Source organism: Streptomyces palmae, from assembly GCF_004684805.1.
Lineage (GTDB): Bacteria > Actinomycetota > Actinomycetes > Streptomycetales > Streptomycetaceae > Streptomyces > Streptomyces palmae.
The window spans coordinates 1-24,413 of the sequence record NZ_SRID01000061.1; the positions used below are offsets into that span (position 1 = coordinate 1).

The window sequence follows — 24,413 nt, forward strand, 5'->3', positions numbered from 1 at the left end:
GGGCGGCCCGGTGCCTCGGCGTCAGACGGTCATCGCCTCCTGGATCCACCGCCGGACCCGGTAGGGCAGCCACCAGGCCAGATCGCCGACCTGGCCGACCAGCTGCTCCGCGCGGAAGTCGGCCAGGATCTCCGGCGGCAGGGCGTGGCAGGGCGCACCGTCGGACAGCTGGGCGATGGCCTCCGGGTATCCCGGTTCGGCCACGGTGAAGCGGCGCAGCTCACCCCAGCGGCGGTCGCGGATCTGGAGGAAGCCGGGACCCTGCCGCCACAGGCACTTGCACAGGTAGTGGTTCTCCCGCCACGTCTGCAGCGCGGCGGCCGGGTCGCCGGGGCCGGTGAGCTCCAGCGGCGGCTGGAGGTGGTTCAGCGGCTGCCAGGCGTCCGGGCCGTCGGCGGGCAGCCGCAGCCGCCACCGTACGACGAGGGCCTGCGCGGTGAAGTCGCGGACCAGGCACAGCGCCCGCACCGCCCGGGCCGCCGCCCGCGGATCGTCCGCCGCGGCGGCCAGGTCCACGGCGTACGGCAGCTGGACCTGCCGGGCGCCCAGTTCCCACAGCCGCCGGGCCTCCTCGCCGGCCCCGCCGGTGAGCCGCACCTCGCCCAGCTCCATGCCGGGCACCCGGCAGGCGTCGGGGTCGTAGTCCCGCCAGGCGAGCACGCTGAGCTCGTCCCGGATGGCCGCGGTGCTGGTCGTGCTGCTCATGGCTCCTCCTGCTGCGGGGTGCGGACGGACCGCCGGGGCGGGAACGGGCCCCGCGGGGACGGACGGGCTGTCGGTGCGGTACGGAACCTCAGCCGCACACGGCGGCTTCGGCGGGTTTGGCGGCTTCGGTGCCGGCGTACCGGTGGCGCATGAAGTACAGCCGCAGCAGGTCCGCGTTGACCGCCGCCGGCGCCACATGGACGTACTGACCGCCGTCGGTGAACACCAGCCCGAGGTCGAGCCAGCCCTTCAGCAGCGCGGTCACCGCGGACTCCTCCGGTGCCGCGTCCGGCAGCCGGGCGGCGATCTTGCGGGTCAGCGCGGCGGGCGAATGCGGCTGGTCCAGCAGCCGGAACGCCGCCAGCTGCATCGGGTCGGTCAGCTCCATGGCGCCCCAGTCGAACAGCCGCCGGCGGCTGACCAGCACGATCCGGTCGCCCAGGTCGGTGTGGGTCAGCCGGCTGTCGGAGTGGTGCTTCTTCCAGGCGCCCAGCGCCTCGTTCAGGGCGGTCACGGTCGGCTCGCCGATACCGCGCTCCGGCGCCTCGAAGACATAGGCCAGGTCGAGCAGCTCCGCCTCCGGCAGATCGTAGGTGAACCGGTAGTGCTCCTCCGGACGCAGCCCGGAGAACCCCAGCTCGGGCCGGTTGAAGTAGGGACTGAAGCGCTCGATGGCGATCCGGGCCGACAGGTCCACCGGGGGATCGAGGTGCTCCAGGGCCGGCAGCTGCGCGATCACCGGTGTGTAGTCGGCCTCCGTCTCACCCGGGAAGCCGTGCAGGTAGTTCCAGGACACCGAGAGCCCGGTCTCCGCTCCGTCGCGCAGCATCCGGACGTTCTGGCATCCGCTGACGCCCTTGTCCATCAGCCCCAGCACCCGACTGTTGAGGCTCTCGATGCCCGGCTGGACGTAGATCATCCCGGCCTCGGCCAGGGTGCGCAGCTGGGGACGCCGCATGTTCGCCTTGATCTCGATGTGCAGCCGCAGGTCGTGGCCGGACTCGATGACCCGGGGAAGCACCGTGGTCAGGTAGTTCATGTCGAGGATGTTGTCCACCACGTACATGTCGAGCACCCGGTGGCGCCGGGCCAGATCGGTGATCTCCTGGTAGAAGACCTCCGGGCTCTTGCTGCGGAACTGCATGAACGAGCCGTTGAGGCCGCAGAAGGTGCAGTGGTGCTTCTCCCCCCACCAGCACCCCCGGGCGCCCTCCACCACCAGCTTGGGCTCCACCCAGGCGTGGGCCGCGGAGTCCGCGAGCCGCTCGAAGTACCCGGAGTAGTCGGGCGGCAGGATCGCGGCGGGCGGCAGCGGGCTGCTGCTCATCGGGTTGGCGACGCTGCCGCCGCCGGCCGGCCGGTGGCACAGCCCGGGGACGCCGGACAGGTCCGTGGACCCCTCGGTGAGCGCGGTGAGCAGGGCCGGGAACGCGGCCTCCCCCTCGCCGCGCACCACATAGTCCACGAAGGGGAAGTTGCGGTGGACGGCGGCGCCCTGCTCGGCGTCGCAGTTGGCGCCGCCGAACACCGTCACGATGTGCGGGGCCAGGAGCTTGACAGCCTTGGCCGCCGCCAGCGCCGCGGTGTTCTGCTGGAAGGTCGAGGTGAACCCGACCACGTCCGGGCGGTGCGCGACGATGCGCTCCGCGATCTCCCGCACGAACTCCGGCGCCAACCGGTGCAGTTCCCGGGACTTGCGCAGCCGGGAGGCGCTCAGCTTCTCCTTCATCGCCGCCTCGAACTCCGCCTCCCGCCACCGCGGGTCGTCGTAGAGGGCGGCGGAGAACACCCAGTCTCCGCAGCCCAGGAAGTAGGAGGACAGCGCGTAGAACTCGTAGTCGGCGGCGGTGAAGCGGAGGCGGTCGGTGATCCAGTCGGTGAACTCCAGGTTGGCGTGCAGGACTTCCGCCTCGGCCCCTGGGACCCGCTCGTCGACGCCACGCTTGAGGATGCCGAGCGCGAGCGAGGGCAGGTCGACGGGGGACCAGGGCATGTTGACCAGCAGGACGCGCATGACGGCTCCTCGGTGCGGGGTACGGGACGAGTGGAGCGCCGGGCACCCGGCCGGCCCGGATCGGGACCGGGCCGGCCGGGGGAGGATCACTCCTCCTCGCTGTCCTCGGCGCTGCGGAACGGGACGGTGATGCTGATCCCCACGCCCGGACTGCGGCTCTCCTCGTCGCCCGTCAGCGGGTCGTTGTGGATGATGTCCTTCTGCATGGCTCTACCCCCTCTCCGTGGTCTCGTCGGCCCCACCGGGCACACCGGTCGTGCCGTCGGGGCCGTGCGGTCGATCCCGGCGAGCGGCTGTGGCACGGCCGCCGCCTTCCCCGGGCCGGTCGGCGCCGGGAGCATGGGAGGCCGTCCGCCGCGGGCCGCGCAGGGCCCGGTCGAGGAAGGCCATGGCGCGGCGCAGCACCGTCATGTGCTCGCCGCCGAGGTAGCCGTCGTGGCCGGTGTCCAGCCACAGGGCCTCGTGCCACACCCCGGCGGCGGTCAGCGCGGCCAGGTAGTCGCGCACCTGCCCGGGCGGGCACTTCTCGTCCCGGGCCCCCGCCACCACCAGCAGCGGCGCCCGCACCCGAGAGGCGTACCGGATCGGCGAGCTGCGCGCGTACGCCGCGGGGACCTGCTCCGGGGGGCCGCCGAACAGCGCCTCGTCCAGGGCGCGGAGCGCCGGTGTGCCGGCGTGGTAGGCGGCCGCGCAGTCCGCCACCGGCTTCACCGCCACCCCCGCCTGCCACAGGTCCGGCCGGGTGCCCAGGGCCAGCAGCGCCAGGTAGGCGCCCCAGGAGGTGCCCCAGAGGCCGATCGCGTCCGCCCGGGCCAGGCCGCGGCGCAGCAGATCCGCCCGGACCGCGGCGAGGTCGGCGACCTGGGTGAGCCCGACCCCCTCGCGGTACGCGGAGCGCCAGCGCGGTCCGTACCCGGTGGAGCCGCGGTAGTTGACGCGGGCGACCGCGAACCCCGAGGCGACCAGCGAGTGCACCATCGGGTCGTAGGCGTCCCGGTCGTGGTCGGCGGGACCGCCGTGCACCAGGAAGACCAGGGGCGGGCGGTGCACCGGGGGGCCGGGCAGGCTCAGCAGGGTGTGCACCGGTCCGTCCGGGCCGTCGGTCCACAGCTGGGTGTGCCGGCCGGGCACCCGCCCCTCGGGCGCGCCCACCGTGGGCAGCGGGGTGCCCGCGGTGGAGCCCAGCCGGGGCGGGGTGGCGGAGTCGGTCCACAGGTAGTGCACCTCGCCCCCGGGCCGGGGCGCGGCGTCCAGCAGGCTGCCGGGCGCCACCGGCACCGGGTCCAGGGTCCGGCGGTCCAGGTCGGCGACGGACAGCGTGCTGCGTCCGCGGCGGTCCTGGCGGATCAGCACCCGCCGCCCGTCCGGGTACCAGCGTGCGCTGATCTCGGTGTCGAAGGCGCACCAGCGGTACTCCCGCAGACCGCTGCCGGGCCGCCAGCCGGCCAGTACGTAGCGATCCGCCTCCTCGCGGACGAGCAGCAGTTCGGCGGGTGCGCCGGCCTGCCGGGCGGCGAACCCGAGGGCCCACAGCCGCCCGTGCCGGCCGGAGAGCCGCGCCACCGGCTCGCCGACCCGGCCGCCGGCCGCCGCGTGGACGGTGACCGCCCGCGGGCCGGCGGCGTGCTCGGTCACCGCCAGCAGGTCGCCGCCGGGGGAGAACCCGGCGAGCACCGCGGGGCCCGGGACCCGCAGCACCCGGTGCCCGGGGCGTCCGCGGTGTCCCAGGTGGACGTTGAGGCCGTCCGGTCCGCCGAGGCCGACGGCCACCGTGCCGTCGTCGGCGCGGGACAGCCCGCGGGGCGTCCCCGGGGGCACTCCGGTGAGCCCCGGCAGGTGCGGGCCGCCGTGGAAGTGCTGGTAGCGCCAACCGCCGCGGCCGTCCCGGTCCTCGTCGAACCACCAGATCGCGGCGTCCGCGTCGATGGCGCAGTGCAGGGTGCCGTGCGGCCGGTCGGTGACCTGCCGGGCGCGGCGGGTGCCCGCGTGCCAGGCGAAGACCTCGCACCGCCCGCCCGCGTCCCCGGCCAGCGCCATCAACCGCGGGTCGCTCTGGCACACCTCGGGCAGCACCGGGCGGTAGACCCGGAAGCCGGATCCGGCGGGGAGCCCCGCGCCGTCCGCACCGGCCGCGCGGGGCTCCGGCCCGCGGCTCACACCGCACCGCCCGGGGCATCGGCGGTACGGACCCACCCGGGCCGCCGCGGGTTCCTGGCCGAGCCGGAGTGGGAGCCGCAGTGGGAGTCGAAGCGGGAGCCGGTGCCGGGGTGGGGGCCGGCGTGGGAACGGGGGTCGGTTGCGGCGCCGGCGGAGTCGGGCCGGGGCGCCTTGGCGGCCATCACCGGACCCGGGTCAGCACCTGGGCCCTGGATACGAAAGTCGGGGGCAGGGGGCAGTCGGGCTGCGGAAGTCCGAGCGGGACATCGCGTGGAACGTCCGACGCCGGCCCCCGCGAGCTGCCGGGAAGTAAGGCTCCGGGCGCCTCGGCGCCGGTACGTCGTTCCACTCGAACCCCCTGGTAAGCGCATCCCCTGCGAAGAACATGAGGATCGCCGATCATGCGTGATCAGCATGTGAAGGAAATGTGCATCTGGTGAAACGCCGGGGAGTCTAACCAGACTGTGGCGCGCGCCACAAGACCCGTTGAGCATTCGGCGGCGGCCGCCATCGGGCTCGTCTCGCGCAGGCGTGGCACAGGCTTTCGATCACCGAAGTCCGCGGCCGCACGGCCAACCCATCGACGGGTCCCGCGCCATGCGGACCGGCCCCGAACCGGCGTCCCACAGCCGCCCGGGCCGGCTCCTCAGCTTGGCCGATCAGCGCCGTTGACGGGGGTCGGAGAAGGCTGTAAAGCCAGCGTCCATCCGAGCCGCCCCGCCGTGTCCCGCTCGGGCCGCGCCCCACGGTCCCGGAGCACCCGTACCGCCCGAGCGGACGTCGCACACGACGAGCGGCGCGCCGCCCACCAGACCGTGGACGGCGCGCCGCTCGAACAGGGGGTCAGGCGCCGGTCGGCGGACGCCCGGTGAAGCGCGGGTGACGGGTCAGCACATAGCCGCCCACGCCCGCCAGCGCGCCCAGCACGGCACCGGCCACGGTCCACACCCAGCGGTCGGAGAACCAGCCACCGTCCCAGCCGTCCTCCGGCTCGCTCACCGCGGTGGCCCGGGTGGTGCTCTGCTCGTCGCCGGCCGCAGCGGAGTCCGCCGCGGCCACCTTGCCGGCCCGGACCCGCGGGTTCAGCGGAGCCACCGAGCCGCCCTCGGCGTACCGGCCGCCCGCGTCCCGCGAAGCCGCCTCGACCTGGGCCTGGATCGGCAGACCGAGATCCTGGTCAGGCAGGTCCACGACGGTCAGGCGCACGTAGTACGCGCCCGGCAGCGGGTCGTTGGCCCAGGTCTCCGACCACGGGCGCACCTGGCGCAGCGTGCAGCGCAGCGAGACCGACTGGTCCTGCTGCCCCGCGGAACGGGTCTGCCGGCCGGTGGTGCACGCCTGGTGTCGGCGCAGACCGTCGTACACGTCCAGTTGCCAGGTGGTGCCGCCGTGCCGGCTCGCCGCCGGGGGCAGCTTCACCGTCGCCTCGACGGTGGGTATCTGACCGGCCGCGGCCGGGAAGACCCAGTACAGGTAGTCGCCGTTGGACGCCGAGGCGGTGGCCGTCTGGCCCTGCTCGATCTCGGTGGCGGTACGGAAGCCGGTTCCCGCCTCGGTCGGCGCGGAGGGGTCGGAATCCGCCTGTGCCGCGGGCGCCGCGGCGAACAGGGCGGCACACAGTGCGGCGGCGGCGCCCGCCATACGAAGGGCACGCATCAGTTGGACCTCCAGATGGTGATGCGCCAGCGCGCGAGCCAGCCCCACAGGAGTCCGGCGAGCAGACCGGTGACGGTGAGCACGGCCAGCAGCACCCAGCCGCGGCCCAGCCCGAAGGCGGCGGCGTCCATCGGCCGGTCGTCGGTGTCCACGAGGTCGATGGCCAACTCCACGGGCAGGCCGGGGCTGCGCTTGACCGAGGGCGGAGCCGAGAAGGAGTGGGTCACCTCCAGGCAGATCGTCCGCGCCTCCTCGTCGTCCTCCTTCTCGGCGATCGGATAGCGCAGCCCCGCCGAGACCACATCGGTGCGGCCGTTGCCGGACTCCTGTCCGCGCACCAACTCCCGGCCGCCCGCGTCCACCGCGCGTACCAGCACGCCGTAGTTGGGGTCGACCGCGCGGTCGGCGCCGACGCTCACTCCGGCTCGCAGCTCCTGCCCCGGCTTGACCTGGACCTGGTACCAGCGCCGCTCACCGAAGCCCTCCCGGTCGGTGTACAGCCCGGCCCCGAGCGAGGGGGCGGCCCGGCAGGCGCGGGCGCCCTCGACCGCCGCCGGCGTCTCCACCGGCGCGTCGGCCGAACGCCGCACCAACTGCTTGATGCGGGTGGAGAGCTGATCGGTGTGCTGGACCGCGGTGTAGGTGCCGCCGGTGGCCTCGGCGATACAGCTCAGCTGCTCGCGGACCTTGCGGTCCAGGGTCAGGCCGAGGGTGTCCACCACCAGGTGGGTGCCGTCGGCGGCCAGTTCGCGGGCCACGTCGCAGGGGTCGGGCCGGCCGCAGGAGTCCTCGCCGTCGGTGATGAGCACGATCCGGCGGGTCGCGTTGCCGCCCGACAGGTCCTTGGAGGCCCCGCGCAGGGCCAGACCGATCGGTGTCCAGCCGGTGGGCCGCAGCGTCGCCACGGCGGTCTTCGCCTCGGTGCGGTCCACCGGGCCCACCGGGTACAGCTGCTGACTGTCCCGGCAGCCCACCACCCGGTCCTTGCCCGGATAGGTGGCGCCCAGGGTACGGATACCGAGCTGCACCTCCTGAGGCACCGCGTCCAGCACCTCGTTGAAGGCCTGCTTGGCCGCTGCCATCCGGGACATACCGTCCACGTCACGGGCCCGCATGGACCCGCTGACATCCAGCACCAGCTCGACCTTGGGGGATTCCTTCGCCGGTTCGTCGGCAAGGGCAGCCGGCGGTGATATCAGGCCGCACGCCAGGGCCGCCAGCAGCCCGAGCGCGCCTGCCGCCAGGCGTTTCTTTGTGATCATCGGCGCATCCTACGGAGCATCAGCAGGCAGGTACAAAGCCGCTGGGCACACCACGGAGCCGAGTACACCGCCGGATGGCGCGGGACGCCCGCCGCCCCGCCGCCGGATCGGATACCGGAAGACCCCCGGGGTCCACGGGGATCCCGCTCCGGCCGGCGGTGGCGGACCGCGACGGCTGCCGCCGGCCGGTCACCGACCACCGCCGGAGGGAAGGCGGATCAGCCCAGAGGGGCGGGCACCGCACCGTCCCAGGCGGTCTCGAAGAAGACGACCTGTGCGTCCTGGCCGACCTGCCGCATCCCGGCCGAGCGCATCACCCGCTGGGAGGCGGTGTTGTCGTGGTCGGCGTCCCCCTTCACCCGGGCGAAGCCCTGGGCGCGGGCGAACTCCAGCAGCCCGCGCAGGGCCTCGGAGGCATAGCCGCGACCACGGGCCGAGGGGATCAGGCCGTAGCCGATCGTGACGCTGCCGTGTTCGTCCGCGGGGCCGTGGAAGCCGATGCCGCCGATCGCCTGCCCGTCCTCGCGGCGGCGTATCTCGAAGACGCCGGGGTGCCCGGGGCCGTCGCCCTCGTCGCGGTCCAGGAGATGCCGCATCGCCCTGCGGTCTCCGTCCATGGGGTACTCCGGACCCCAGTGGACCGGCCGCTCCGGCCCGTCCGCCACCAACTGCCGGGCCTCGGCCACGCTCAGCGGATGGAGCACCAGCCGCTCCGTTACCAGATCATTCATGGCCGACGGAGTATCACGCGCCCGGACCGGCCCGCATCCCAATTACCCGCCCGCGGCCCGCGCCGCTCGGGTCCGTCGAGATCCACGGCGCTGCCCAGGTCCGGCGGCGATCGGGCCCGGCAGGGGCCAGGCCGCTCCGGACCGCCGGATCCGTCAGGACCTGCGCCGTCCGGGTGCATTCTGCGCCCGGCGGTGTGGTGGTGGCAGCCACGATCCCGTCGGCCGGCGGCTGGGCGGTCGAGGATCGGGCCATGGACCCCCAGCAGTGTTCGGACATCCTCCACGAGCCCCGCGGGCCAGGCGTTGTCTGACGGCTTCGGGGCCGTGCCGCCGGGCAAGGGCGCACGGGGCGGGGACGCCACCGGCTCGCCGCGGGCCCGGTGGGGCCGGTGGCGCCGGTGGGGCCGCAGCTGGGTGCTGGGGCGCGCGGGTTGGTGGCTGGCCGCCTCACTGGCGCTCCATGCGCTGATGGTCCTGCTGGTCGCGCGGCCGGACATGGTGGACCTGAGGGTGTACTACACCGCCTCCCCGCGGGTGCTGACCGGTCACCTCTACGATGTGCGGCTGCGCGTGGATGGCCCGGCACCGGCGCTCCCCTTCACCTATCCGCCCTTCGCCGCTCTGGTCTTCCTGCCCCTGTCACTGCTGCCCTGGCCCGTGGCGGCGGCCTTGTGGCAGCTGCTGTGCGTGGCCGCGATCCCCGCGCTGGTCTGGGGCGCCGTCCGGCTGCTGCCCCCTTGGGCCGGCACCGTGGACCGGCGGCAGCTGATGCTGTGGGTGGCCGGGAGCCTGTGGCTGGAGCCGGTGCGGCACACCCTCGACCTGGGCCAGGTCAATCTGTTCCTGGTGGTGCTGGTGCTGGGCGGCCTGACCGCGCCGTGGGGGACTGCCGCGCGCGGCCTCGGTTCCGGCGCCGGGGTCGGCGTGGCGGCCGGGGTGAAGCTCAGCCCGGCGGTCGGCGGGCTCTACTTCCTGGTGACCCGGCAGTGGCGGGCGGCGGCCTGCGCGGCACTCGTCTTCGCGGGCTCGGTCGCGGCGGCGTGGTGGGTGGTCGCCGAGGAGTCCGTACGGTACTGGCACCGGCTGCTTCCGGACACCACCCGGATCGGCCGGGTGGACTCGATGCGCAACCAGTCGGTGCGCGGCGCCCTCAGCCGGTTCGTCGGCCACGACGTCGGGCACGGGCTGGCCTGGTCACTGGCCGCGGTCATGGCGCTGGTGCTGGCCGGGTACGCCCTGCGCGCGGCCTGGCGGACCCGCGACCGGCTCGCCGTGCTGGTGGCGGTGCAGCTCCTGGGGCTGCTGCTGGCGCCCATCTCCTGGAGTCACCACTGGATCTGGTGTGTGCCCGCGCTGGTCTGGCTGGTCCACGGCCCGCGGCGGGACCGGCTGTGCAGCCGGATCGCCTGCGGACTGTGGGTGGTGATGGCAGGGGGCCGGGTGGTGCCCCAGCTGACCCGGGTGCAGGACCGGCTCCCGGACCCCGCCGCCCACCCGGCACTTCTGGCCTGGGGCGGCTGGACGTACGCCCTGTGCGCGACCCTGACGCTGATCGCCGTGGCCGGCACGGGCAGCTCCCGCACGGCGACGTCCACCGTTCGGCCGAGCCCCGACCGCGCCGACGCCTGAGCCCCGACCGCGCCCGCACGCCAGGCGACCGGGCGCGGCCGGCGACACCGCCCACACGGTGCCCGCCCCCCGGCGGCTCAGGTCAGGGCCGCACCGGCCTCCCCCGCGGGCCGGGGGCGGCCGATCTCGTGGGCGAGCGCGGCGTAGATGCACTCGCTGCCCCAGCGGGTCCCGTCGAGATCGCTCTCCACCAGATGCGCCTCCTTGCGCATCCCCAGGCGTTCGCACACCCGGGCCGAGCCGGTGTTCTCCGCGTCGAGGCGGGCGTACAGCCGGTGCGCCCCGAGGTGGTCGAAGGCGGCCCTGGCCAGGGCCAGAGCCGCCTCGCTCGCGTACCCCCGGCCGTGGTGCCCGGGATGGAAGACCCAGCCGATCTCCACCTGGCGCGCCCGGGCATGGGTGAGCGTGACGACGACCTCGCCGATGACCCCCGGCCGGTCCTGGCGGCAGACGGCCAGGGTCAGGCTGTCGCCGTCCTGCTCCCAGGCGGTCGCGGTGGCGATCCGGTCGATCACCTCGACGCAGCGCTCGCGGGTGCGCGGCGGCCGGTACAGGTAGCGGGCGACGCTCGCCAGGCCCTGGTAGGCGTGCATGTCGTCGACGTCCTCCGCGGTGAACAGCCGCAGCAGCAACCGGTCGGTGGTGAGAGGGAGGGAGAGGGATGCGAGGGATGCCATGGGTGCTCCGCCGAAGTCCGGTGCCGTGACCCGGAGGGTGCGCCCGGTAGGGCCCCGGCAGTGGTTCATACGCGTGGGCTGACGATCTGTCGACGCTTGCGATCCTGTCAAGGAAATATCCCTCGGGGGAGAGGGGGAAGTGGGCCGAGACCGTCGGAGAGAGGCACCGGGCCGACCTCGGCGATGACGGTTCCCCTGGGGCGTGCCCCGATGGCGGCGCGCTGCCGATCCTCAGGACTCAGCAGCTGTTCCTGCGGGCGGCGAGCCCGTCCGCGGCCAGCGTTGGGCCCGTCGCGCCCCCATACGATGACGGCTTGCGGGCCCTGAGCGCGGTGAGCGGCTGTGAGGCCGACGACACGCAGGATCGACGCGGTGATCGAGCACATCAACCGCTGGCATCCGCCGGTGTCAGTGCGGCTCAGCATCCGCCCCGCCGACCTGGAGTCACTGGTCTGGAGCTGCGACTTCTGTGGTGAACGGACCACGTTGAGCCCAGGTGGGGACGCCCTCGTCCTGGACTCGCGAAGCAGCGACGGTCCAGGAAGCCACACCATCATTTCCCATCGGCACTGCCTGGCCGAGCGAATCCGCCCGGAGAACGCCGGAGAGCGGGCGCGCGCACGGAACATCGGGAAGATGTGCTGAGGACTTCGACCCTGTCGTTCAACGACTCTGCTTGGTCATCAGGCCCATGCGTTGAAGAGCGTTCCGCCCAACGTGGTGATGCCGTAGGAGCGAATGTGGCGCCACTCGCCCTGTGTAAGCACCGAAGTGTCCACGTCGGAGAGAGGCGTGGCGAGCAGCTCGCTACTCAGAACCACGAAGCCTGCTTCAGCGAAGAGAGAGGCCCACGGCGGAGGGGGGAGAAACTCCTCTGCGTACCAGTTCCGGCGTTCTTGTGCGAAGGCGATCCAGGGGTGATGGGCGTGACACAGGATGACGCTCTCGCCAGTGCGATCGACGACCGACGCGGTGTGGAAGGTCCGGGGGTACTCGTGGCCCTCGATCTCGCCCACGTGGCCTTCGACGACTCGGGCAGCGGCATACAAAGCGGTCCGGAACGCCCGCAGGTCGGTATCCGGAAGGGGGCCGTCCTTCGGTACGAAGAAGCCTGTCGCACCCCGCGGCAGCGTGAAGCCCGAGTTTCCCTCATCGACCATGTCGCCCATCTTGCCCGGTGCGAGACCCACTTGGTCGTCGTAGGTGCTGTGGGCTGCGGGTTCATCCAGTACGGCGGGGATTGGTTCCTGTCGTGTGGTGTGCGGGGCGGCTGTATGCCTGGCCGGTGGCGAGGACTCGTCCCACGTCGTGACAGGCTGCCGTGCGAGCGTCCCGGTGGCGCGGACCGCCCCGTGTCAGCCGCCGAACGGGCACCGCGGGCCGTCGCCCTCGGGCAGCGGACGCCCCTCGGTGTCATGGGTGGCGAAGTACCGCTCGGCCGGCCGCTGCCTCCTGGCGGCCAGCACCATCCCGGTGCCCAGGACGAGTTGCAGCGGTGCCCGCCACACGTCCTCCCACCGGTCGCGGGTCCGCAGGAAGGCCCGTACGGCGTGGCGTTGCCCCGAGGGCAGCGGCGCGGTGCGCCGCACCAGCAGGCAAGGCCCCCGATGCGGCAGGGAGCGGGTGTGCGAGACCGGCGAGTCGAGGGTGAACCGGCGCAGCACCTCGCGGGTGGCCGCCCGCATCACCAGCGGCGCCAGCCGCCAGGCCGGGCAGGGCCGGTTGCCCGCCACCCCGAACGGGATGTGGTGGGCCTCCCTGGCCACCGCGGGGTCCGTCCAGCGGGACGGACGGAACACCTCCGGATCGCTCCAGCCGCAGGCGTGGTAGTCCGGGTAGCTGAAGCAGAGCACCGATCCCTGCGGGATCACCGGCGCGCCGGGCAGGGCGATCTCGGTGGTGGCGACCCGGTGCGCCACCCCGAACAGCGGATAGAGCCGGAAGGTCTCGTTCATCACCTGGGACAGGTAGGCGTCGTCCGCCGGTCGCTCCGCCAACCGCCGCTGCACCCCGGGATGCCGGGCCAGTACCAGCAGCAGATGGGCCATCGCCTCCGACATCTGCACCACCGCGGTGTTGAAGAAGGTGCCCTGGAGGTACCAGGCGCGCTCCTGCTCCGTCAGGCTCCGCGGCAGCTCGTGCGGCACCTGGCCGGCCGCCAGCCGGCGCAGCAGATAGCGGGTCAGCCGGTCGCGCCGGCCCAGGTGCCGCGGCCGGGTGCACTTGAGCGCGCTCACCACGTCGTCGGCGTTGTCCACGATCAGCCGCCGGGCCTGGGGCGGACAGGGCTCGCGGAAGACCAGCTCGTAGAAGAACTCCGCCCACACCGGCATCATCAGATCCCGCAACCGCACCAGCGAGGCCCGTCGGGTGACCTGGGCGTCGAGCACCGAGGCGGTGCAGCGGGCGGCCGCCTCCGACAGGGCCTGACCGGAGCCGGCGAGCACCGCCCGGGTGGTGGCCGCGACCTCGGCGTAGCGGGCACCGGGCTCCAGGTGCTCCTGGTGGACCTGGGGGCCGGGCGCCAGCCAGTACCAGAACAGGTCCGACAGCGCCGCCCCCTTGCTGCGCCCGACCGCCCCGGGATGCCCGTACACCTCGGTGAAGCGCTCCGGGCCGAACGACGGACTGGGGAAGGTGAGCGTGTCCTGCCCGTTGACCCGGGCGAACACCGTGCCCCGCAGCGCCACCACCGAGCGCGGCAGCCAGTACGGCAGCGAGCCCAGCAGCGCCGCGGGCAGCACCAGCCGCCGGGCCCTCACCGCGCCACCCCCCAGGCCCCGCGCCGCACCACCTGATCGGCGGCCAGGTCGGCCGGGACGCGACCGCCGCACAGCGCCAGCACATGGTCGAAGTCCTCGCGGAACGCCTCCAGCACGCTCCGCACCCCGGCCTCGCCGTCCGCCGCCAGCCCCCACACCACCGGTCGGCCGACCGCCACCGCCCGGGCGCCCAGCGCGAGGGCCACCGCCACATCGGAGCCGGACCGCACACCTCCGTCCAGCAGCACCGGCACCCGGCCGCCCACCGCCGCGACGATCCCCGGCAGCGCCTCGATCGGGGCCGCCGCGGCGTCCAGTTGCCGGCCGCCGTGGTTGGAGACCAGCAGGCCGTCCACCCCCTCGGCGACCGCCGACCGCGCGTCCTCGGGGTGCAGTACCCCCTTGAGCAGGACCGGCAGCCTTGTCCGCGCCCGCAGCCGGCGCAGGTCGTCCCAGGACAGCGCCGGGGACATGGCGATGTCCCGGGTACCCCCGGGCGGCCCGCCCGGCAGGTCCCGCATGTTCTCCGCCGCCAGCCCCGGCGGCAGATCGCGGAAGCCATTGCGCTCGTCGCGGCGGCGCCGCCCGAAGACCGGCGAGTCCACGGTGACCACCAGGGCCGTACAGCCGGCCCGCTCGGCCCGCCGCACCAGGGCGGTGACCACCTCAGGCTCGGGCTGGAGGTAGAGCTGGAACCACACCGCGGCATCCGCCCGCACCGCCCGCGCGGCCCCGGTCACCGCGGAGACCTCCACCGTCGAGGCCATCCCGGTCATCAGCACCGTGCCGGCCGCCGCCGCGGCCCGCGCGGTGGCCAGTTCCCCCTCGGGGCAGGCCAGCCGGTGGAACGCGGTGGGTGCCACCAGCACCGGCATCGAGGCCCGGTCACCGAGCAGGGGCACCGACAGGTCCCGCGACTCGGCCCCGCGCAGCACCCGGGGGAGCAGCGCCAGACTCCGGAAGGCGGCCTCGTTCCCGGCCAGCGCCACCTCCCGCCCGGCGCCGCCGGCGAAGTAGTCGTAGTGGACCGGGTCCAGGGTCTCCCGGGCCCGCCGCTCGAGCCGCTCCAGCACGGGGATCACGCGGACCGCGCGCGGTAGGGGCGGGCCTCGGCGCCCTCGGCGGGGACGCCGCCGAGGACCGGGCGAGCGAGCGAGAGGTCTTCGGACACGCCGTTCTCCCGTCTGGAGAGGGGTGGTGCACCGGACGTTAGTGATTCCCCAACCAGCCTGCCAGGGCGCCTCCTTGTGGCATGCGCCACGCGATGCGGGGGTGACTGGGGTGAAGCCCGCGCGCTAGCGTGCCAACCGGCCGCCAACCCTCCGGGGCGGACGGGCAGGACCCAGAGCACGCTGTTCGGATCGGCTCACCCCTGTGGAGCGGAACGCGACGTGGACCACCCAGCCGAAACACCCTTCCCGCTACCCCTCATCGAGGCCTTCCGCCGGGACCCCGGCCTCCCCGCCTTCGAGTACCGCGGACGCGCGGTCCCCCGGCACACGGTGCTGGACCTCGTCTGCCGGGCGGTGGACGCGCTGCGGGCCGCGGGCCTCGGCCCCGGCAGCCCGGTCGCGCTGGCCACCCAGGTCACCCCGCAGGGCTTCGCCGCGCAGATCGCCGCGCTGCTGCTGGGCTGCCGGGTCACCGGACTGCGCCCCGGCCTCGCCCCCGTCCAACTCCGCGCCGTCCTCCCGGAGATGGAGGCGATCGTCGCCGACACCCCCAGCGCCGGCCCCGAACTGCGAGCCGCCGCGGGTGCGGTCCCGGTGCTCCGGCTCGGCCCCGACGTCCTGGACAGCGTGCCACCCGCCGGCGCCACACCCACCACCCCGGACACCCTCGCCGCCCAGGGCCGCCCGGACGACATCGGCCTGATCCACCTCACCAGCGGCAGCACCGGACTGCCCAAGGGCTGCGCACTGACCTACGCCGCGCTGACCCGGCACTGGTCCTGGCAGCCCGCGCAGTGGGGCCCGGACACCGTGCGGCTGGCCGCCGGCTACCGCCGCTTCCTGCTCTTCGGCACCCTGACCAGCGCCGTGATGTTCGAGCACCTGGCGCTCTGCCTGCTGGACGGCGGCACCGCGGTCATCCCCGACCTGCCGCTGGAGTTCCCGCGGGCGATCGAGCGCTACCGGCCCACCGCCCTGCTGATGACCGTGCCCCGGCTCCACCACGTACTGGACACCCTGCGCGAGGAGCCGATGGACACCGGCAGCCTGCGGGTCCTGCTGGTGGCCGGATCCCCGCTCACCCCGCACCGCCTGGCCGAGGCCCGCGAACGGTTCGGCCCCGTCGTCCACCAGGGCTACGGGCAGACCGAGACCGGCATGCTCACCCTCCTCACCCCGCGGGACCTGGCCGACTCGCCCGGTGAGCTGCTGGACAGCGTGGGCCGGCCGTGGGCCGGTACGGAGCTGAGCGTCCGGGACGAGCACGGGCACCCGGTGCCCACCGGAGGCACCGGGGAGGTCTGGGCCCGCACCCCGAGCGCCATGTCCGGCTACTGGCGGCAGGAGGAGCGCACCCGCGAGGTGCTGCGGGACGGCTGGGTGCGCACCCGGGACCTCGGCCACCTCGACCGGCACGGCTTCCTGCGGCTGACCGGCCGCCTGCGCGACGTGATCATCGTCAACGCCGTCACCCACTACGCCGGCCCCATCGAACAGGCGCTGGCCGGCCACCCGGACGTCGACCAGGCCTATGTGGTGGGCGCCCCGGACGAGCGGACCGGGGAGGCGGCCCACGCCTTCGTGGTCCCCTCCGGGACCCGCACCCCGGACCTGCCGGCACTGCGCCGGGCGGTGGCCGACGCGTTGGGGCCGGCCGCGGTACCGGCCACCTTGACGGTGCTGTCCGAGGTGCCGGTGGCGGCCGGCGGCAAGCCCGACAAGCAGGCACTGCTGGCCCTGGTGCCCGCCCGCCGCGCCCACTGACCCGGCCGGGCCGCGCGGCTCACACCGGCAGCAGCCGGGCCACCACCGTGCCGAGCTGGCGCGCGTTGCGGCAGGCGTGCATCTCGACCAGCTCCGCGTAGAGGTGGGCGGCCGAGTCACCGGTCGACCAGGACGCGGGCGGCTCGGGATTGAGCCAGTACACCGCGCGGGCCCGGTCCGCGACGCGCCGCAGCGCGGGCAGCCGCGGGTCCTGGCCGTTGTTCCGGGCGTCGCCGAGGATGAGCACGCAGGTGCGCGGGCCGACCGCGTCCGGATAGCGCTCGGCGAACCCCTCCAGCGCGGTGCCGTAGTCGCTGCTGCCGTGCCACCCGGTCACCGCGGCCTCGGCGAGGATACGGCGGCTCAGCTCGGCAGGGTCGGCCGCGCCGGCGGTGACCAGCCGGGTCACCTCGTCGACGCGGTTGACGAAGGCGAACACCCGCACCTTGGCGAACTGGTCGCGGATCGCCCGCACCAGCAGCATGGTGAAGTGGGAGAAGCCGTCCACCGAGCCCGACATGTCGCACAGCAGCACGAGTTCCGGGCGGGCCGGGCGCCGATGGCGGTAGGCCGGGCGCAGCGGCACCCCGCCGGTGGACAGCGAACGCCGCAGCGTACGACGGAGGTCGAGCTGTCCCCGGGCCGCCTTGCGGCGGCGCGCGGCCAGCCGGGTGGCGAGCTTGCGGGCCAGCGGCTGCACCGTACGGCGCAGCTCGGCGAGCTGCTCGCGGGTGGCGGTCAGGAAGTCGACCTGGTCGGCGCTGGGCGCGATCCCGCGCCGCGCGACCTGCTCCGTGCCGCGCAGTTCGGCGGCCCGGCGCCGCGCCTCGGTGCCCACCAGCCCGCGAAAGCCCCGGATCCGGCGGCGGATCTCCTCGTCGTCCAGCCGCTCGGTGAACCCCTCGGCCGCGGCGGCCCGTTCGGCCCGTACGGCGGCGCGCACCCGGACCAGCAGGGTCTGCGGCCGGAGCCGGTCCAGCGTCTGGTGCGCCGACCAACCGCCCGCACCGTACCCGCCCAGCGCGTCCACCGCCTCTCCGGCGAGTTGCGCGAGGGCGGCCCGGTCATCGGCGGCCAGTGCCGCCACCAGCCGGTCCCGCAGTCCGTCCCGGTCCGTGCGCACCGCCTCCCGAGCGCCCTGCGGGGCACCCACCCCGAGCGGGAAGTACAGGTCGAAGGCGGCGTCGAACACCGCCCGCTGCCCGTCGGCGCGCAGCAGCGCCGCCGCGAGCCCCTCCCGGAGCCGCTCCCGGTCGGCCAGGCCCAGGAGCTCGGCCACACGTGCGGCGTCCACCGTCTCGCCGGTGCCGATACGCAGGCCGTGCCCCCGCAGCGCGTGGACGAACGCGGTCAACCGCCCCGCGAGGCCGTGCGCCGGCTCGGTCATGTCAGGGTCAGCTTTCGGCCGGCCGTGAGGACATCGTCCTGGTGCTTGAGGACCACCCCCAGGCTGTCCCGTACCACCGACTCCTCCAGGGTGTCCGCGCCGAGCGCGAGCAGGGTGCGCGCCCAGTCGATGGTCTCGGCCACCGAGGGCGCCTTGCGCAGTTCCATCGCCCGCAGCGACCCCACCACCCGGACCAGCGACTCGGCCAGCGCCGCGTCCAGCCCCGGCACCCTCGACCGGACGATGCGCTGCTCCAACTCGGCGTCGGGGAAGTCGATGTGCAGGAACAGGCAGCGCCGGCGCAGCGCCTCGGACAGCTCCCGGGTGGCGTTGGAGGTGAGCACCACGAAGGGCCGGCGGCCGGCGGTGATGGTGCCCAGCTCGGGCACCGTGACCTGGAAGTCGCTCAGCACCTCCAGCAGCAGGCCCTCGACCTCCAGGTCCGCCTTGTCGGTCTCGTCGATCAGCAGCACGGTGGGCTCACTGCCCCGGATGGCGGTCAGCAGCGGGCGGCTGAGCAGGAACTCCTCGCCGAAGATGTCGGTACGGGCCTCGTCCCAGGTCTCGCCCCGCCCGGCGGTGATCCGCAGCAACTGCTTGGCGTGGTTCCACTCGTACAGGGCCCGGGACTCGTCGATGCCCTCGTAGCACTGCAACCGGACCAGGCGCGCCCCGGCCACCCGCGCCACCGCCTTGGCCAGTTCGGTCTTGCCGACCCCCGCCGGCCCCTCCACCAGCAGCGGCTTGCCCAGCCGGTCGGCCAGGAAGACCGTGGTGGCGACCGCGGTGGAGGCCAGATAGCCCGCCTCGGCCAGCCGCTCGGACACCTCGTCCACGGACCGGAAGAACCCGATCCCGGCGCCGCCCCCGTCACTCATGGCGTCAACTCCCCTTGAACGCTCATCACCCTTGGACGCCATCCTGCCAGGCCGGCCCGCCGCTGGTGCGTCCCGCCCGAGGGACATCGGACCGGCCGATCCCGCCCGACCGGCCCGATCCCGACCGACCGGCCCGATCCCGACCGACCGGCCCGATCCCGACCGACCGGCCCGATCCCCCCGCGGCCCGGCCCGGCCGCGACCCCGTCTACCGGCTCGACCGCGGTACGGGCCGACCGAGCGCGGCCCGCGGGATCCGCCGCCCCGCCCCGGACGACCGGGCCGGTCACCAGCGGGCCCTCCTCGGTGCGGGCGCCCTCGGCCCGCGAGCCGGCGCGGGCGCCCCCGGCCGGCGAGCCGGCGCGGGCGTCCGGGACCTGCCCGACGGTCCGCCGCCCCGCGAGGTCGGTCGGCCGAGGAAGCGCCGGCTCGGCACGGCCGCCCGTCCCCCGTGAAGAGGCCGCCGCACACCCTCGGCCACCGCCCGCACCCCCACCGTGGCCGCACGCGCGGCGGCGGGCCGAACGTGCTGTGATCGAGGGAGAGGCGCGCACAGCCCGGTGAAAGGTGGCAGAGATGACCGAGGACAAGCGGTTGCGGGCCCGCGACATGATGACCGCCGGAGTGCACTGCGTCGGCGCGCACCAGTCGCTGCTCGACGCGTCGCGCATGATGCGGGATCTCCAGGTCGGAGCGCTGCCCATCTGCGGCGACGACAACAGGCTCAAGGGGATGGTCACCGACCGCGACATCGTGGTGCAGTGCTGCGCCGAGGGGATCGACCCGGCGACCGTGCAGGCCGGCACCCTGAGCGGGGCGATGTACTGGGTGGACGCCGAGGCCGACGCCACCGAGGCGCTGGAGGTCATGGAAACCCACCGGATCAAGCGGCTGCCGGTCATCGACGTCCAGGGCGGCCACCGCCTGATCGGCATGATCAGCGAGGCGAACCTGGCCCAGAACCTCTCCGACGAGCAGATCGCGGAGTTCGCCAGCCGGGTCTACACCGTCGCCCCCTGACCGCTCCGGTACCGGTGCCGCGGGCCCCCGGGCCCGGCCTGGCTCACCGGGCCAGTACGGCGCGCAGCACCCGCTCGAAGTCCCGGTCCGGGTCCGCCCCCGCGTCGCTCGCCCGCCAGGCGACATGGCCGTCAGGGCGCACCAGCAGCGCGCCGAAGGCCCCCAGGCCGTGCGGCTCGGCCAGCTCCCCGTCCAGGTGGTACACCTCGACGGGAACGGACAGCAGACGGCCGGCCCGCCGTGCGGCTGCGGCCCAGGCGTCTGCCTCGGGCCCCACCAGCAGCACCAGGCGCGAGCCGTACAGATCGAGCGTGGACATCGGGGCGGCGGCGTCCTGCGAGACGGACAGATGCGGTGCCCGGGTGCCGGGAAGGCCGTCCGGTGCGGCCGGCAGGGGGTGCGGGGCGCCCGGCTCGGGTGCGCCGTTCCCGGCCGAGCCGGCCGCCGGCGAGCGGTACCGGAAGCCGTACATCAAAGTGTCGGTGTCCAGCAGTGGCTCGTCCATGGTCCGGCCGGGCAGACGCCATCGGGCGAGGGCCCGGGCGTACGCCTGGCGCATGTTCCGCTCCGCCACCGGGCGCCGCTCGGCCGCATAGCTGTCCAGCAGGCCGGGGCCCGCCTCCCGGCGCAGCACCAGGGCCAGCTTCCAGGCCAGATTGTGCGCGTCCTCGATGCAGGTGAGCCCGCCCAGGGTGCCGGTCGGCGGCATCAGATGGGCCGCGTCCCCGGCCAGGAACACCCGCCCCTGGGCATAGCGCTCGGCGACCCGGGCGCCCACCGGGAAGGTGAAGACCTGCTCCCCGCCGCCGGGGAGCTGGTCGAGCAGCCGCACCTCCAGATCGGGCAGCCCGGTCGCGGCCCGGACCCAGGCGACCGGGTCCGGGCGGCGTGCCCCGGCCGGCACGGCGGTGGCGAAGAACCAGTGCAGGCCGGTGGAGTCGAGCGGTCCCAGCGTGGTCCCGGCCGCCGGCCGGTCGAGATAGGCCATCCCGACGGGCCGCCCGCGCAGCGCGGGGGACAGGTCGGCGCGGATGTGCATGGTCGCCATGCGGAAGAGGGTGCCCGGCCCGACCGTACCGATGCCCAGCCGGCGGCGGATGCCGCTGGAGGCCCCGTCCGCGGCGATCAGATAGCGGGCCCGCACGGTCCGGGTGGCCCCGTCCGGCCCCCGCAGTCGAGCGGTCACCCCGTCAGGGTCCTGCTCCCAGCCGGTCAGTTCGGTGCCGAAGCACAGCTCGGCGCCCTGCGCGCGGATCCGCTCGGCGAGCAGGGACTCCAGCTCGTGCTGCCCGATGGGCACGAAGGAGCAGGGGGAGAGCGGCTCGGCTGTCTCCTCGGTGTCTCCGGTGTTCCCGGTGTTCCCGGTGTTCCCGGTGTCCTTGGCGCCCGCCGTCTCGCCGAGGATCTCGTGTTCGTCGGCGAGTGTGGCGGCGTGTACCGAGACCAGTTGCTCCGTCGGCGGGTTCGACGGGTAGATGGCGGTGATCTCCTCCTCCAGCCCGGCCTGCCGGTACAGCTCCACGGCCCGCGGCAGCAGTCCGCGCAGCCTGGGGTGGGCGAGGATGGAGCCGCGGCGCTCCACGACCAGGGCGGGCACCGCGTGCATACCGAGGAACAGGGCGGCGGACAGACCGGTGAGCGAACCGCCCACCACCAGTACGGGGACGTGCCGCATCGGCCGCCTTCCCGGTCGCAGGGGTGTGCCGGCCCGCCCGTTGCGGCGGACCGGCACACGGAGCCTCAGTGCTTCTGCATGTACCACGGCGGCCACAGTCGCTGGTCCCGGGAGGGTGCGGCGACCTTCGGCGGCGTCACGTTCTCCGCCTTGGCAAGCCTCTTCTTCAGCTGCTCGGTCATGGGGAATCACCTCCTTCCGCAGACGTCGGTGGTCCTTGGGCCGGTCGGCCGAAGGAGACTCAGGAGGGTGTGCGAGAGGGTGTACCGGCAGGGAGGTGCGGTCAGCCGGCGGTGGCGGTGAGGATGCCGCGGTCGACCAGTTCGGCCAGGCAGCCGCGGGCCTGGGCCAGCGCCTCCTCGCGTGGTACCTGCCCGGCGACCGCGTCGGCGTACTCGTCCGCGATCCGCGCCTCGCCGGCGCCGTCGCTGAGCTCGTACAGATACCAGCCGGCCAGGTTCAGCCAGTGCACCTTGGGTGTCCGCGGGGTGAAGACGATCAGGGCGCCGGCCGCCTCGACGGCGCGGGTGCGCAGGCCGGGGGTCTTGGAGTACCGGATGTCAGACATCTGCCGGCTCCTTCACCGCGTCGGCCGCCGCCAGCAGCCAGCTGACGAACTCGCGCCCGTGGGAGGTCAGTTCGTCCCCGCCGCGGGCCAGGATCTCCTCGCCCAGATAGTGTGCGCGCTCGGTGCAGAACCGGTACAGCGACGGGGGGTCGCTTGTCTCCGGCGCGCCGAAGCGCTCCTGGAGCTCGGGGGTCAGCCGGGTGTGCAGCGCCGCCCGGAAGAGCACCAGATGGGCGTAGACGTGGAAGGCGCCCAGGGCCCGGTCCAGCGCCCACTCGTTGGGCGCCACCATGGAGGCCCACTTCAGCCAGGGCACCTTGACCTTGGGGCCGTCGGCCAGCCGCTCGGGGGCGGTGAAGATGCTCGCCGAGCGCTGGATGTCGAACAGCTTGAGGTGCAGGCCCTCGTGGAGCGCCGTCTCGGCGAGCCGCCAGGGGCCGGCCATCCGGTTGGGCGAGAAGAAGACCACTGCGGGAATGCGGCCCACATTGCCGGCGAGAAACGTTTCACCTTCGGTTCGCACGTCCACCACGCCCACCCCCACGTAGTGGGCGCCGACGCTCGCCCCGAGCTCCGGGAGGAGCGCGTTCAGGGCCGCGAAGCCCTCGTCGAGCCGCCGGGCGTGCTCGGCGGTGGGCTCCAGCAGGTCCCCGGGAACCCCGCGCAGGAAGTCGCGCTCGAAGGTGGTGAGGAAGGTGCGGTCCAGCGCGGCCGTAGTGCCCTGGGCCGTCCCGCACAGCCAGGCCTCGCGGCCGGGGGCGACCCGGACGCCTCGGCCCGCGGAGATTCCGGCGCCGGTGGGCGCCGCGGTGCCGCCATGGGTCTGGAGCGCTTCGTCGACCAGCCGCAGCATGGTGACGACCTCGGCCCAGGCGGATTCGTCCAGGAAGCCCTGTTCCAGTCGGGAGACCGCCTCGTCCAGCACCACCCGCACCAGCGGGTCCTCGGTCACGGCGACCGGGATCTCACCGTCGCGGTCGCGGATTCCCGCCGCGAGCCGGTCCACCGCGGCGGAGCGCTCGCAGAGCAGATCCACGGCGAATCGGTAGAACTCGCGGGCCTTCACGGTGATGGTCGCGGCATCGCTGAACTCGGGGTGTGAGGCAAGCGCACGTTCAACGGAGACGAGGTCATCGTCATGGACGGACACGGAACCTCCTCGTGGAAAGGCTCGGCCGACACACGCAATTCAGCCTGTGGGATATGCCAGGCGTCAAGGGTGGTGCGTGAGGTATCCGGTGGGCCCATCGGGCGGCCCGTTCCCGTCGACGACAGGCCGGCATGGTGCGACGGACGGTGTTTCCCGAGGTCAGCGGGGTAGGTGGGCCGCGCCGAGGGCCGCGGTGGTCGCGGCGGCGAGCCCCTCCAGATAGCCGTCCGGCAGTGGCGTGCGGACCATGACCAGGCGCCAGTACAGAGGTCCGCTGGCCAGGTCGAGGACGAGGTCGACATCGGTGTCGGGGGACAGCTCCCCGCGGGCGACCGCATGGCGGACCACGGCCTCGGCGATGCCGCGCTGCGAGTCCCTGACCGCCGCCTGCAGGGCCTGGGCGATCTCCGGGTTGCGCGCCGACTCGGCCAGCAGGTCGGGGAGGATCTGCGCGGCCAAGGGGTGGCGCAGCACCCGGGCGATCGCGGTGAGCAGCACCCGTACGTCCCCGTGGAGCGTGCCGGTGTCCGGCGTGGGCAGGCCCTGGGCGGCCAGCGCGGAGACCACGTCGAGGACGATGGGCAGCTTGGAGCGCCAGCGGCGGTAGACGGCGGCCTTTCCCACCCCGGCCCGGCGGGCGACGCGCTCGATCGACATGCGCCCGTAGCCGACGGTGGCCAGCTCCTCGAAGACGGCGGCACGGATCGCGTCGGTCACGTCCTCGCGGAGTACGGCGGCACCGGCCGGGGCGCGGCGGCGGGGCTTGGCGGGCTCCTTCTCCATGCCCCCGAGCCTACGCGACGACGGAACGGTTGCGTTCCGTCGTTCCGCTGTCCTACCGTACGGGTACGACGGAACGGATCCGTTCCGTCGCATCGGGTATCGCGCCGCCACGCCGGCTCGCCCGTCGCCTGAGCGCGTCGGGCATCGGTCTCGGCCCTCGGTTCAGGGCGCCGGGCCGCCGCCACCCCGGTGCCTCCGACTTCCCGCCCGATTCGAAGGGGAACCAGGTGAACGAGCGCTCCGAGACCGTCACCGCACCACCCTCACCACCCGCGCCATCCTCATCGTCCGACGCGTCCCCTGATGAGGGGCTGACCCCCGCGCAGTTGGCCGCCAAGTACGGCTTGACGGTCAGTGGTGCGCGGGTGGGGTTGAAGGACTACGTCGGGCAGCTGTGGGGTCGGCGCCATTTCATCCTGGCGT

Annotated in this window: 21 protein-coding genes and 1 pseudogene; 5 read left to right on the forward strand and 17 right to left on the reverse strand. The window is 74.2% G+C overall.

Annotated elements, in window-relative coordinates; all coding sequences use genetic code 11:
• Positions 1 to 21: 21 nt before the first annotated feature.
• From E4099_RS09605 to E4099_RS09630, 6 genes are all read right to left on the reverse strand, one after another.
• Positions 22 to 705: a DUF5825 family protein gene (locus E4099_RS09605; RefSeq protein WP_135338547.1), complete on the reverse strand. Its 684-nt coding sequence runs from the start codon at positions 703 to 705 to the stop codon at positions 22 to 24.
• 88 nt (positions 706 to 793) lie between these two features.
• The gene (locus tag E4099_RS09610; RefSeq protein WP_135338548.1) at positions 794 to 2,719 is read right to left on the reverse strand and encodes a RiPP maturation radical SAM C-methyltransferase; all 1,926 of its coding nucleotides are present in this window, start codon (positions 2,717 to 2,719) and stop codon (positions 794 to 796) included.
• Positions 2,720 to 2,929: 210 nt separating this feature from the next.
• Positions 2,930 to 4,756, reverse strand: a complete 1,827-nt coding sequence (locus E4099_RS09615; protein WP_135338563.1) for an alpha/beta hydrolase family protein — start codon at positions 4,754 to 4,756, stop codon at positions 2,930 to 2,932.
• 963 nt (positions 4,757 to 5,719) lie between these two features.
• The gene (locus tag E4099_RS09620) at positions 5,720 to 6,532 is read right to left on the reverse strand and encodes a hypothetical protein (protein WP_135338549.1); all 813 of its coding nucleotides are present in this window, start codon (positions 6,530 to 6,532) and stop codon (positions 5,720 to 5,722) included.
• Positions 6,532 to 7,794 carry a VWA domain-containing protein gene (locus E4099_RS09625; protein ID WP_135338550.1) on the reverse strand — a complete coding sequence of 421 codons (1,263 nt, stop codon included), beginning with the start codon at positions 7,792 to 7,794 and terminating at the stop codon, positions 6,532 to 6,534. The genes E4099_RS09620 and E4099_RS09625 overlap by 1 nt, the downstream gene beginning before the upstream one ends.
• A gap of 218 nt (positions 7,795 to 8,012) precedes the next feature.
• On the reverse strand, positions 8,013 to 8,525 hold the full coding sequence (locus E4099_RS09630; protein WP_135338551.1) for a GNAT family N-acetyltransferase: 513 nt from the start codon (positions 8,523 to 8,525) through the stop codon (positions 8,013 to 8,015).
• Between the two features lie 303 nt (positions 8,526 to 8,828).
• On the opposite strand from E4099_RS09630, the gene E4099_RS09635 reads away from it, so the two are divergent.
• On the forward strand, positions 8,829 to 10,154 hold the full coding sequence (locus E4099_RS09635; RefSeq protein ID WP_167828332.1) for a glycosyltransferase 87 family protein: 1,326 nt from the start codon (positions 8,829 to 8,831) through the stop codon (positions 10,152 to 10,154).
• Between the two features lie 77 nt (positions 10,155 to 10,231).
• Here E4099_RS09635 and E4099_RS09640 read toward each other — a convergent pair whose 3' ends face one another.
• Positions 10,232 to 10,831 carry a GNAT family N-acetyltransferase gene (locus E4099_RS09640; RefSeq protein ID WP_135338553.1) on the reverse strand — a complete coding sequence of 200 codons (600 nt, stop codon included), beginning with the start codon at positions 10,829 to 10,831 and terminating at the stop codon, positions 10,232 to 10,234.
• A 342-nt stretch (positions 10,832 to 11,173) separates the two neighbouring features.
• On the opposite strand from E4099_RS09640, the gene E4099_RS09645 reads away from it, so the two are divergent.
• On the forward strand, positions 11,174 to 11,476 hold the full coding sequence (locus E4099_RS09645; protein ID WP_245244719.1) for a hypothetical protein: 303 nt from the start codon (positions 11,174 to 11,176) through the stop codon (positions 11,474 to 11,476).
• Between the two features lie 38 nt (positions 11,477 to 11,514).
• On the opposite strand, the gene E4099_RS09650 is transcribed toward E4099_RS09645, so the two are convergent.
• The 3 genes from E4099_RS09650 to E4099_RS09660 form a co-directional block, all read right to left on the reverse strand.
• A complete protein-coding gene (locus E4099_RS09650) occupies positions 11,515 to 12,021 on the reverse strand; it encodes a hypothetical protein (protein ID WP_342451914.1) in 507 nt (168 codons plus the stop codon).
• A gap of 165 nt (positions 12,022 to 12,186) precedes the next feature.
• On the reverse strand, positions 12,187 to 13,593 hold the full coding sequence (locus E4099_RS09655) for a cytochrome P450 (RefSeq protein ID WP_135338554.1): 1,407 nt from the start codon (positions 13,591 to 13,593) through the stop codon (positions 12,187 to 12,189).
• Positions 13,590 to 14,675 carry an alpha-hydroxy acid oxidase gene (locus tag E4099_RS09660; RefSeq protein WP_135338555.1) on the reverse strand — a complete coding sequence of 362 codons (1,086 nt, stop codon included), beginning with the start codon at positions 14,673 to 14,675 and terminating at the stop codon, positions 13,590 to 13,592. The genes E4099_RS09655 and E4099_RS09660 overlap by 4 nt, the downstream gene beginning before the upstream one ends.
• A gap of 309 nt (positions 14,676 to 14,984) precedes the next feature.
• Here E4099_RS09660 and E4099_RS09665 point away from each other — a divergent pair, with 309 nt between their 5' ends.
• Positions 14,985 to 16,529, forward strand: a complete 1,545-nt coding sequence (locus E4099_RS09665; protein ID WP_209446567.1) for a class I adenylate-forming enzyme family protein — start codon at positions 14,985 to 14,987, stop codon at positions 16,527 to 16,529.
• 19 nt (positions 16,530 to 16,548) lie between these two features.
• Here the strand turns inward: E4099_RS09665 and E4099_RS09670 are convergent, their stop codons facing one another.
• Positions 16,549 to 17,916 (reverse strand): vWA domain-containing protein, encoded by a 1,368-nt coding sequence (locus E4099_RS09670; RefSeq protein ID WP_135338556.1) that lies wholly within the window; start codon positions 17,914 to 17,916, stop codon positions 16,549 to 16,551.
• On the reverse strand, positions 17,913 to 18,794 hold the full coding sequence (locus tag E4099_RS09675; protein WP_209446568.1) for an AAA family ATPase: 882 nt from the start codon (positions 18,792 to 18,794) through the stop codon (positions 17,913 to 17,915). The genes E4099_RS09670 and E4099_RS09675 overlap by 4 nt, the downstream gene beginning before the upstream one ends.
• A gap of 576 nt (positions 18,795 to 19,370) precedes the next feature.
• Here E4099_RS09675 and E4099_RS09680 point away from each other — a divergent pair.
• On the forward strand, positions 19,371 to 19,814 hold the full coding sequence (locus E4099_RS09680) for a CBS domain-containing protein (RefSeq protein ID WP_135338558.1): 444 nt from the start codon (positions 19,371 to 19,373) through the stop codon (positions 19,812 to 19,814).
• A gap of 43 nt (positions 19,815 to 19,857) precedes the next feature.
• Here the strand turns inward: E4099_RS09680 and E4099_RS09685 are convergent, their stop codons facing one another.
• From E4099_RS09685 to E4099_RS09700, 5 genes are all read right to left on the reverse strand, one after another.
• Positions 19,858 to 21,489 carry an FAD-dependent monooxygenase gene (locus tag E4099_RS09685; protein ID WP_135338559.1) on the reverse strand — a complete coding sequence of 544 codons (1,632 nt, stop codon included), beginning with the start codon at positions 21,487 to 21,489 and terminating at the stop codon, positions 19,858 to 19,860.
• A gap of 65 nt (positions 21,490 to 21,554) precedes the next feature.
• Positions 21,555 to 21,671 carry an LWPPW motif RiPP peptide gene (locus E4099_RS35315; protein ID WP_463657520.1) on the reverse strand — a complete coding sequence of 39 codons (117 nt, stop codon included), beginning with the start codon at positions 21,669 to 21,671 and terminating at the stop codon, positions 21,555 to 21,557.
• A 101-nt stretch (positions 21,672 to 21,772) separates the two neighbouring features.
• Positions 21,773 to 22,057 (reverse strand): PqqD family peptide modification chaperone, encoded by a 285-nt coding sequence (locus tag E4099_RS09690; RefSeq protein WP_135338560.1) that lies wholly within the window; start codon positions 22,055 to 22,057, stop codon positions 21,773 to 21,775.
• Positions 22,050 to 23,207, reverse strand: a complete 1,158-nt coding sequence (locus E4099_RS09695; RefSeq protein WP_135338561.1) for an aKG-HExxH-type peptide beta-hydroxylase — start codon at positions 23,205 to 23,207, stop codon at positions 22,050 to 22,052. Before E4099_RS09695 ends, E4099_RS09690 begins: the two co-directional genes overlap by 8 nt.
• A 159-nt stretch (positions 23,208 to 23,366) precedes the next feature.
• Positions 23,367 to 23,990, reverse strand: coding sequence for a TetR/AcrR family transcriptional regulator (locus tag E4099_RS09700; RefSeq protein WP_135338562.1), 624 nt, complete (start codon positions 23,988 to 23,990; stop codon positions 23,367 to 23,369).
• A gap of 227 nt (positions 23,991 to 24,217) precedes the next feature.
• Between E4099_RS09700 and E4099_RS34075 the strand changes: the two are divergent.
• Positions 24,218 to 24,413: pseudogene (locus tag E4099_RS34075) on the forward strand (hypothetical protein); the annotation flags it as partial.

Bases quoted from the DNA above. Each gene is read 5' to 3' on its own strand.
- E4099_RS09605 (WP_135338547.1), bottom strand. From the start codon at position 705: ATGAGCAGCACGACCAGCACCGCGGCCATCCGGGACGAGCTCAGCGTG.
- E4099_RS09610 (WP_135338548.1), bottom strand. From the start codon at position 2,719: ATGCGCGTCCTGCTGGTCAACATGCCCTGGTCCCCCGTCGACCTGCCC.
- E4099_RS09615 (WP_135338563.1), bottom strand. From the start codon at position 4,756: ATGGCGCTGGCCGGGGACGCGGGCGGGCGGTGCGAGGTCTTCGCCTGG.
- E4099_RS09620 (WP_135338549.1), bottom strand. From the start codon at position 6,532: ATGCGTGCCCTTCGTATGGCGGGCGCCGCCGCCGCACTGTGTGCCGCC.
- E4099_RS09625 (WP_135338550.1), bottom strand. From the start codon at position 7,794: ATGATCACAAAGAAACGCCTGGCGGCAGGCGCGCTCGGGCTGCTGGCG.
- E4099_RS09630 (WP_135338551.1), bottom strand. From the start codon at position 8,525: ATGAATGATCTGGTAACGGAGCGGCTGGTGCTCCATCCGCTGAGCGTG.
- E4099_RS09640 (WP_135338553.1), bottom strand. From the start codon at position 10,831: ATGGCATCCCTCGCATCCCTCTCCCTCCCTCTCACCACCGACCGGTTG.
- E4099_RS09670 (WP_135338556.1), bottom strand. From the start codon at position 17,916: ATGACCGAGCCGGCGCACGGCCTCGCGGGGCGGTTGACCGCGTTCGTC.
- E4099_RS09675 (WP_209446568.1), bottom strand. From the start codon at position 18,794: ATGAGTGACGGGGGCGGCGCCGGGATCGGGTTCTTCCGGTCCGTGGAC.
- E4099_RS09680 (WP_135338558.1), top strand. From the start codon at position 19,371: ATGACCGAGGACAAGCGGTTGCGGGCCCGCGACATGATGACCGCCGGA.
- E4099_RS09685 (WP_135338559.1), bottom strand. From the start codon at position 21,489: ATGCGGCACGTCCCCGTACTGGTGGTGGGCGGTTCGCTCACCGGTCTG.
- E4099_RS35315 (WP_463657520.1), bottom strand. From the start codon at position 21,671: ATGACCGAGCAGCTGAAGAAGAGGCTTGCCAAGGCGGAGAACGTGACG.
- E4099_RS09690 (WP_135338560.1), bottom strand. From the start codon at position 22,057: ATGTCTGACATCCGGTACTCCAAGACCCCCGGCCTGCGCACCCGCGCC.
- E4099_RS09700 (WP_135338562.1), bottom strand. From the start codon at position 23,990: ATGGAGAAGGAGCCCGCCAAGCCCCGCCGCCGCGCCCCGGCCGGTGCC.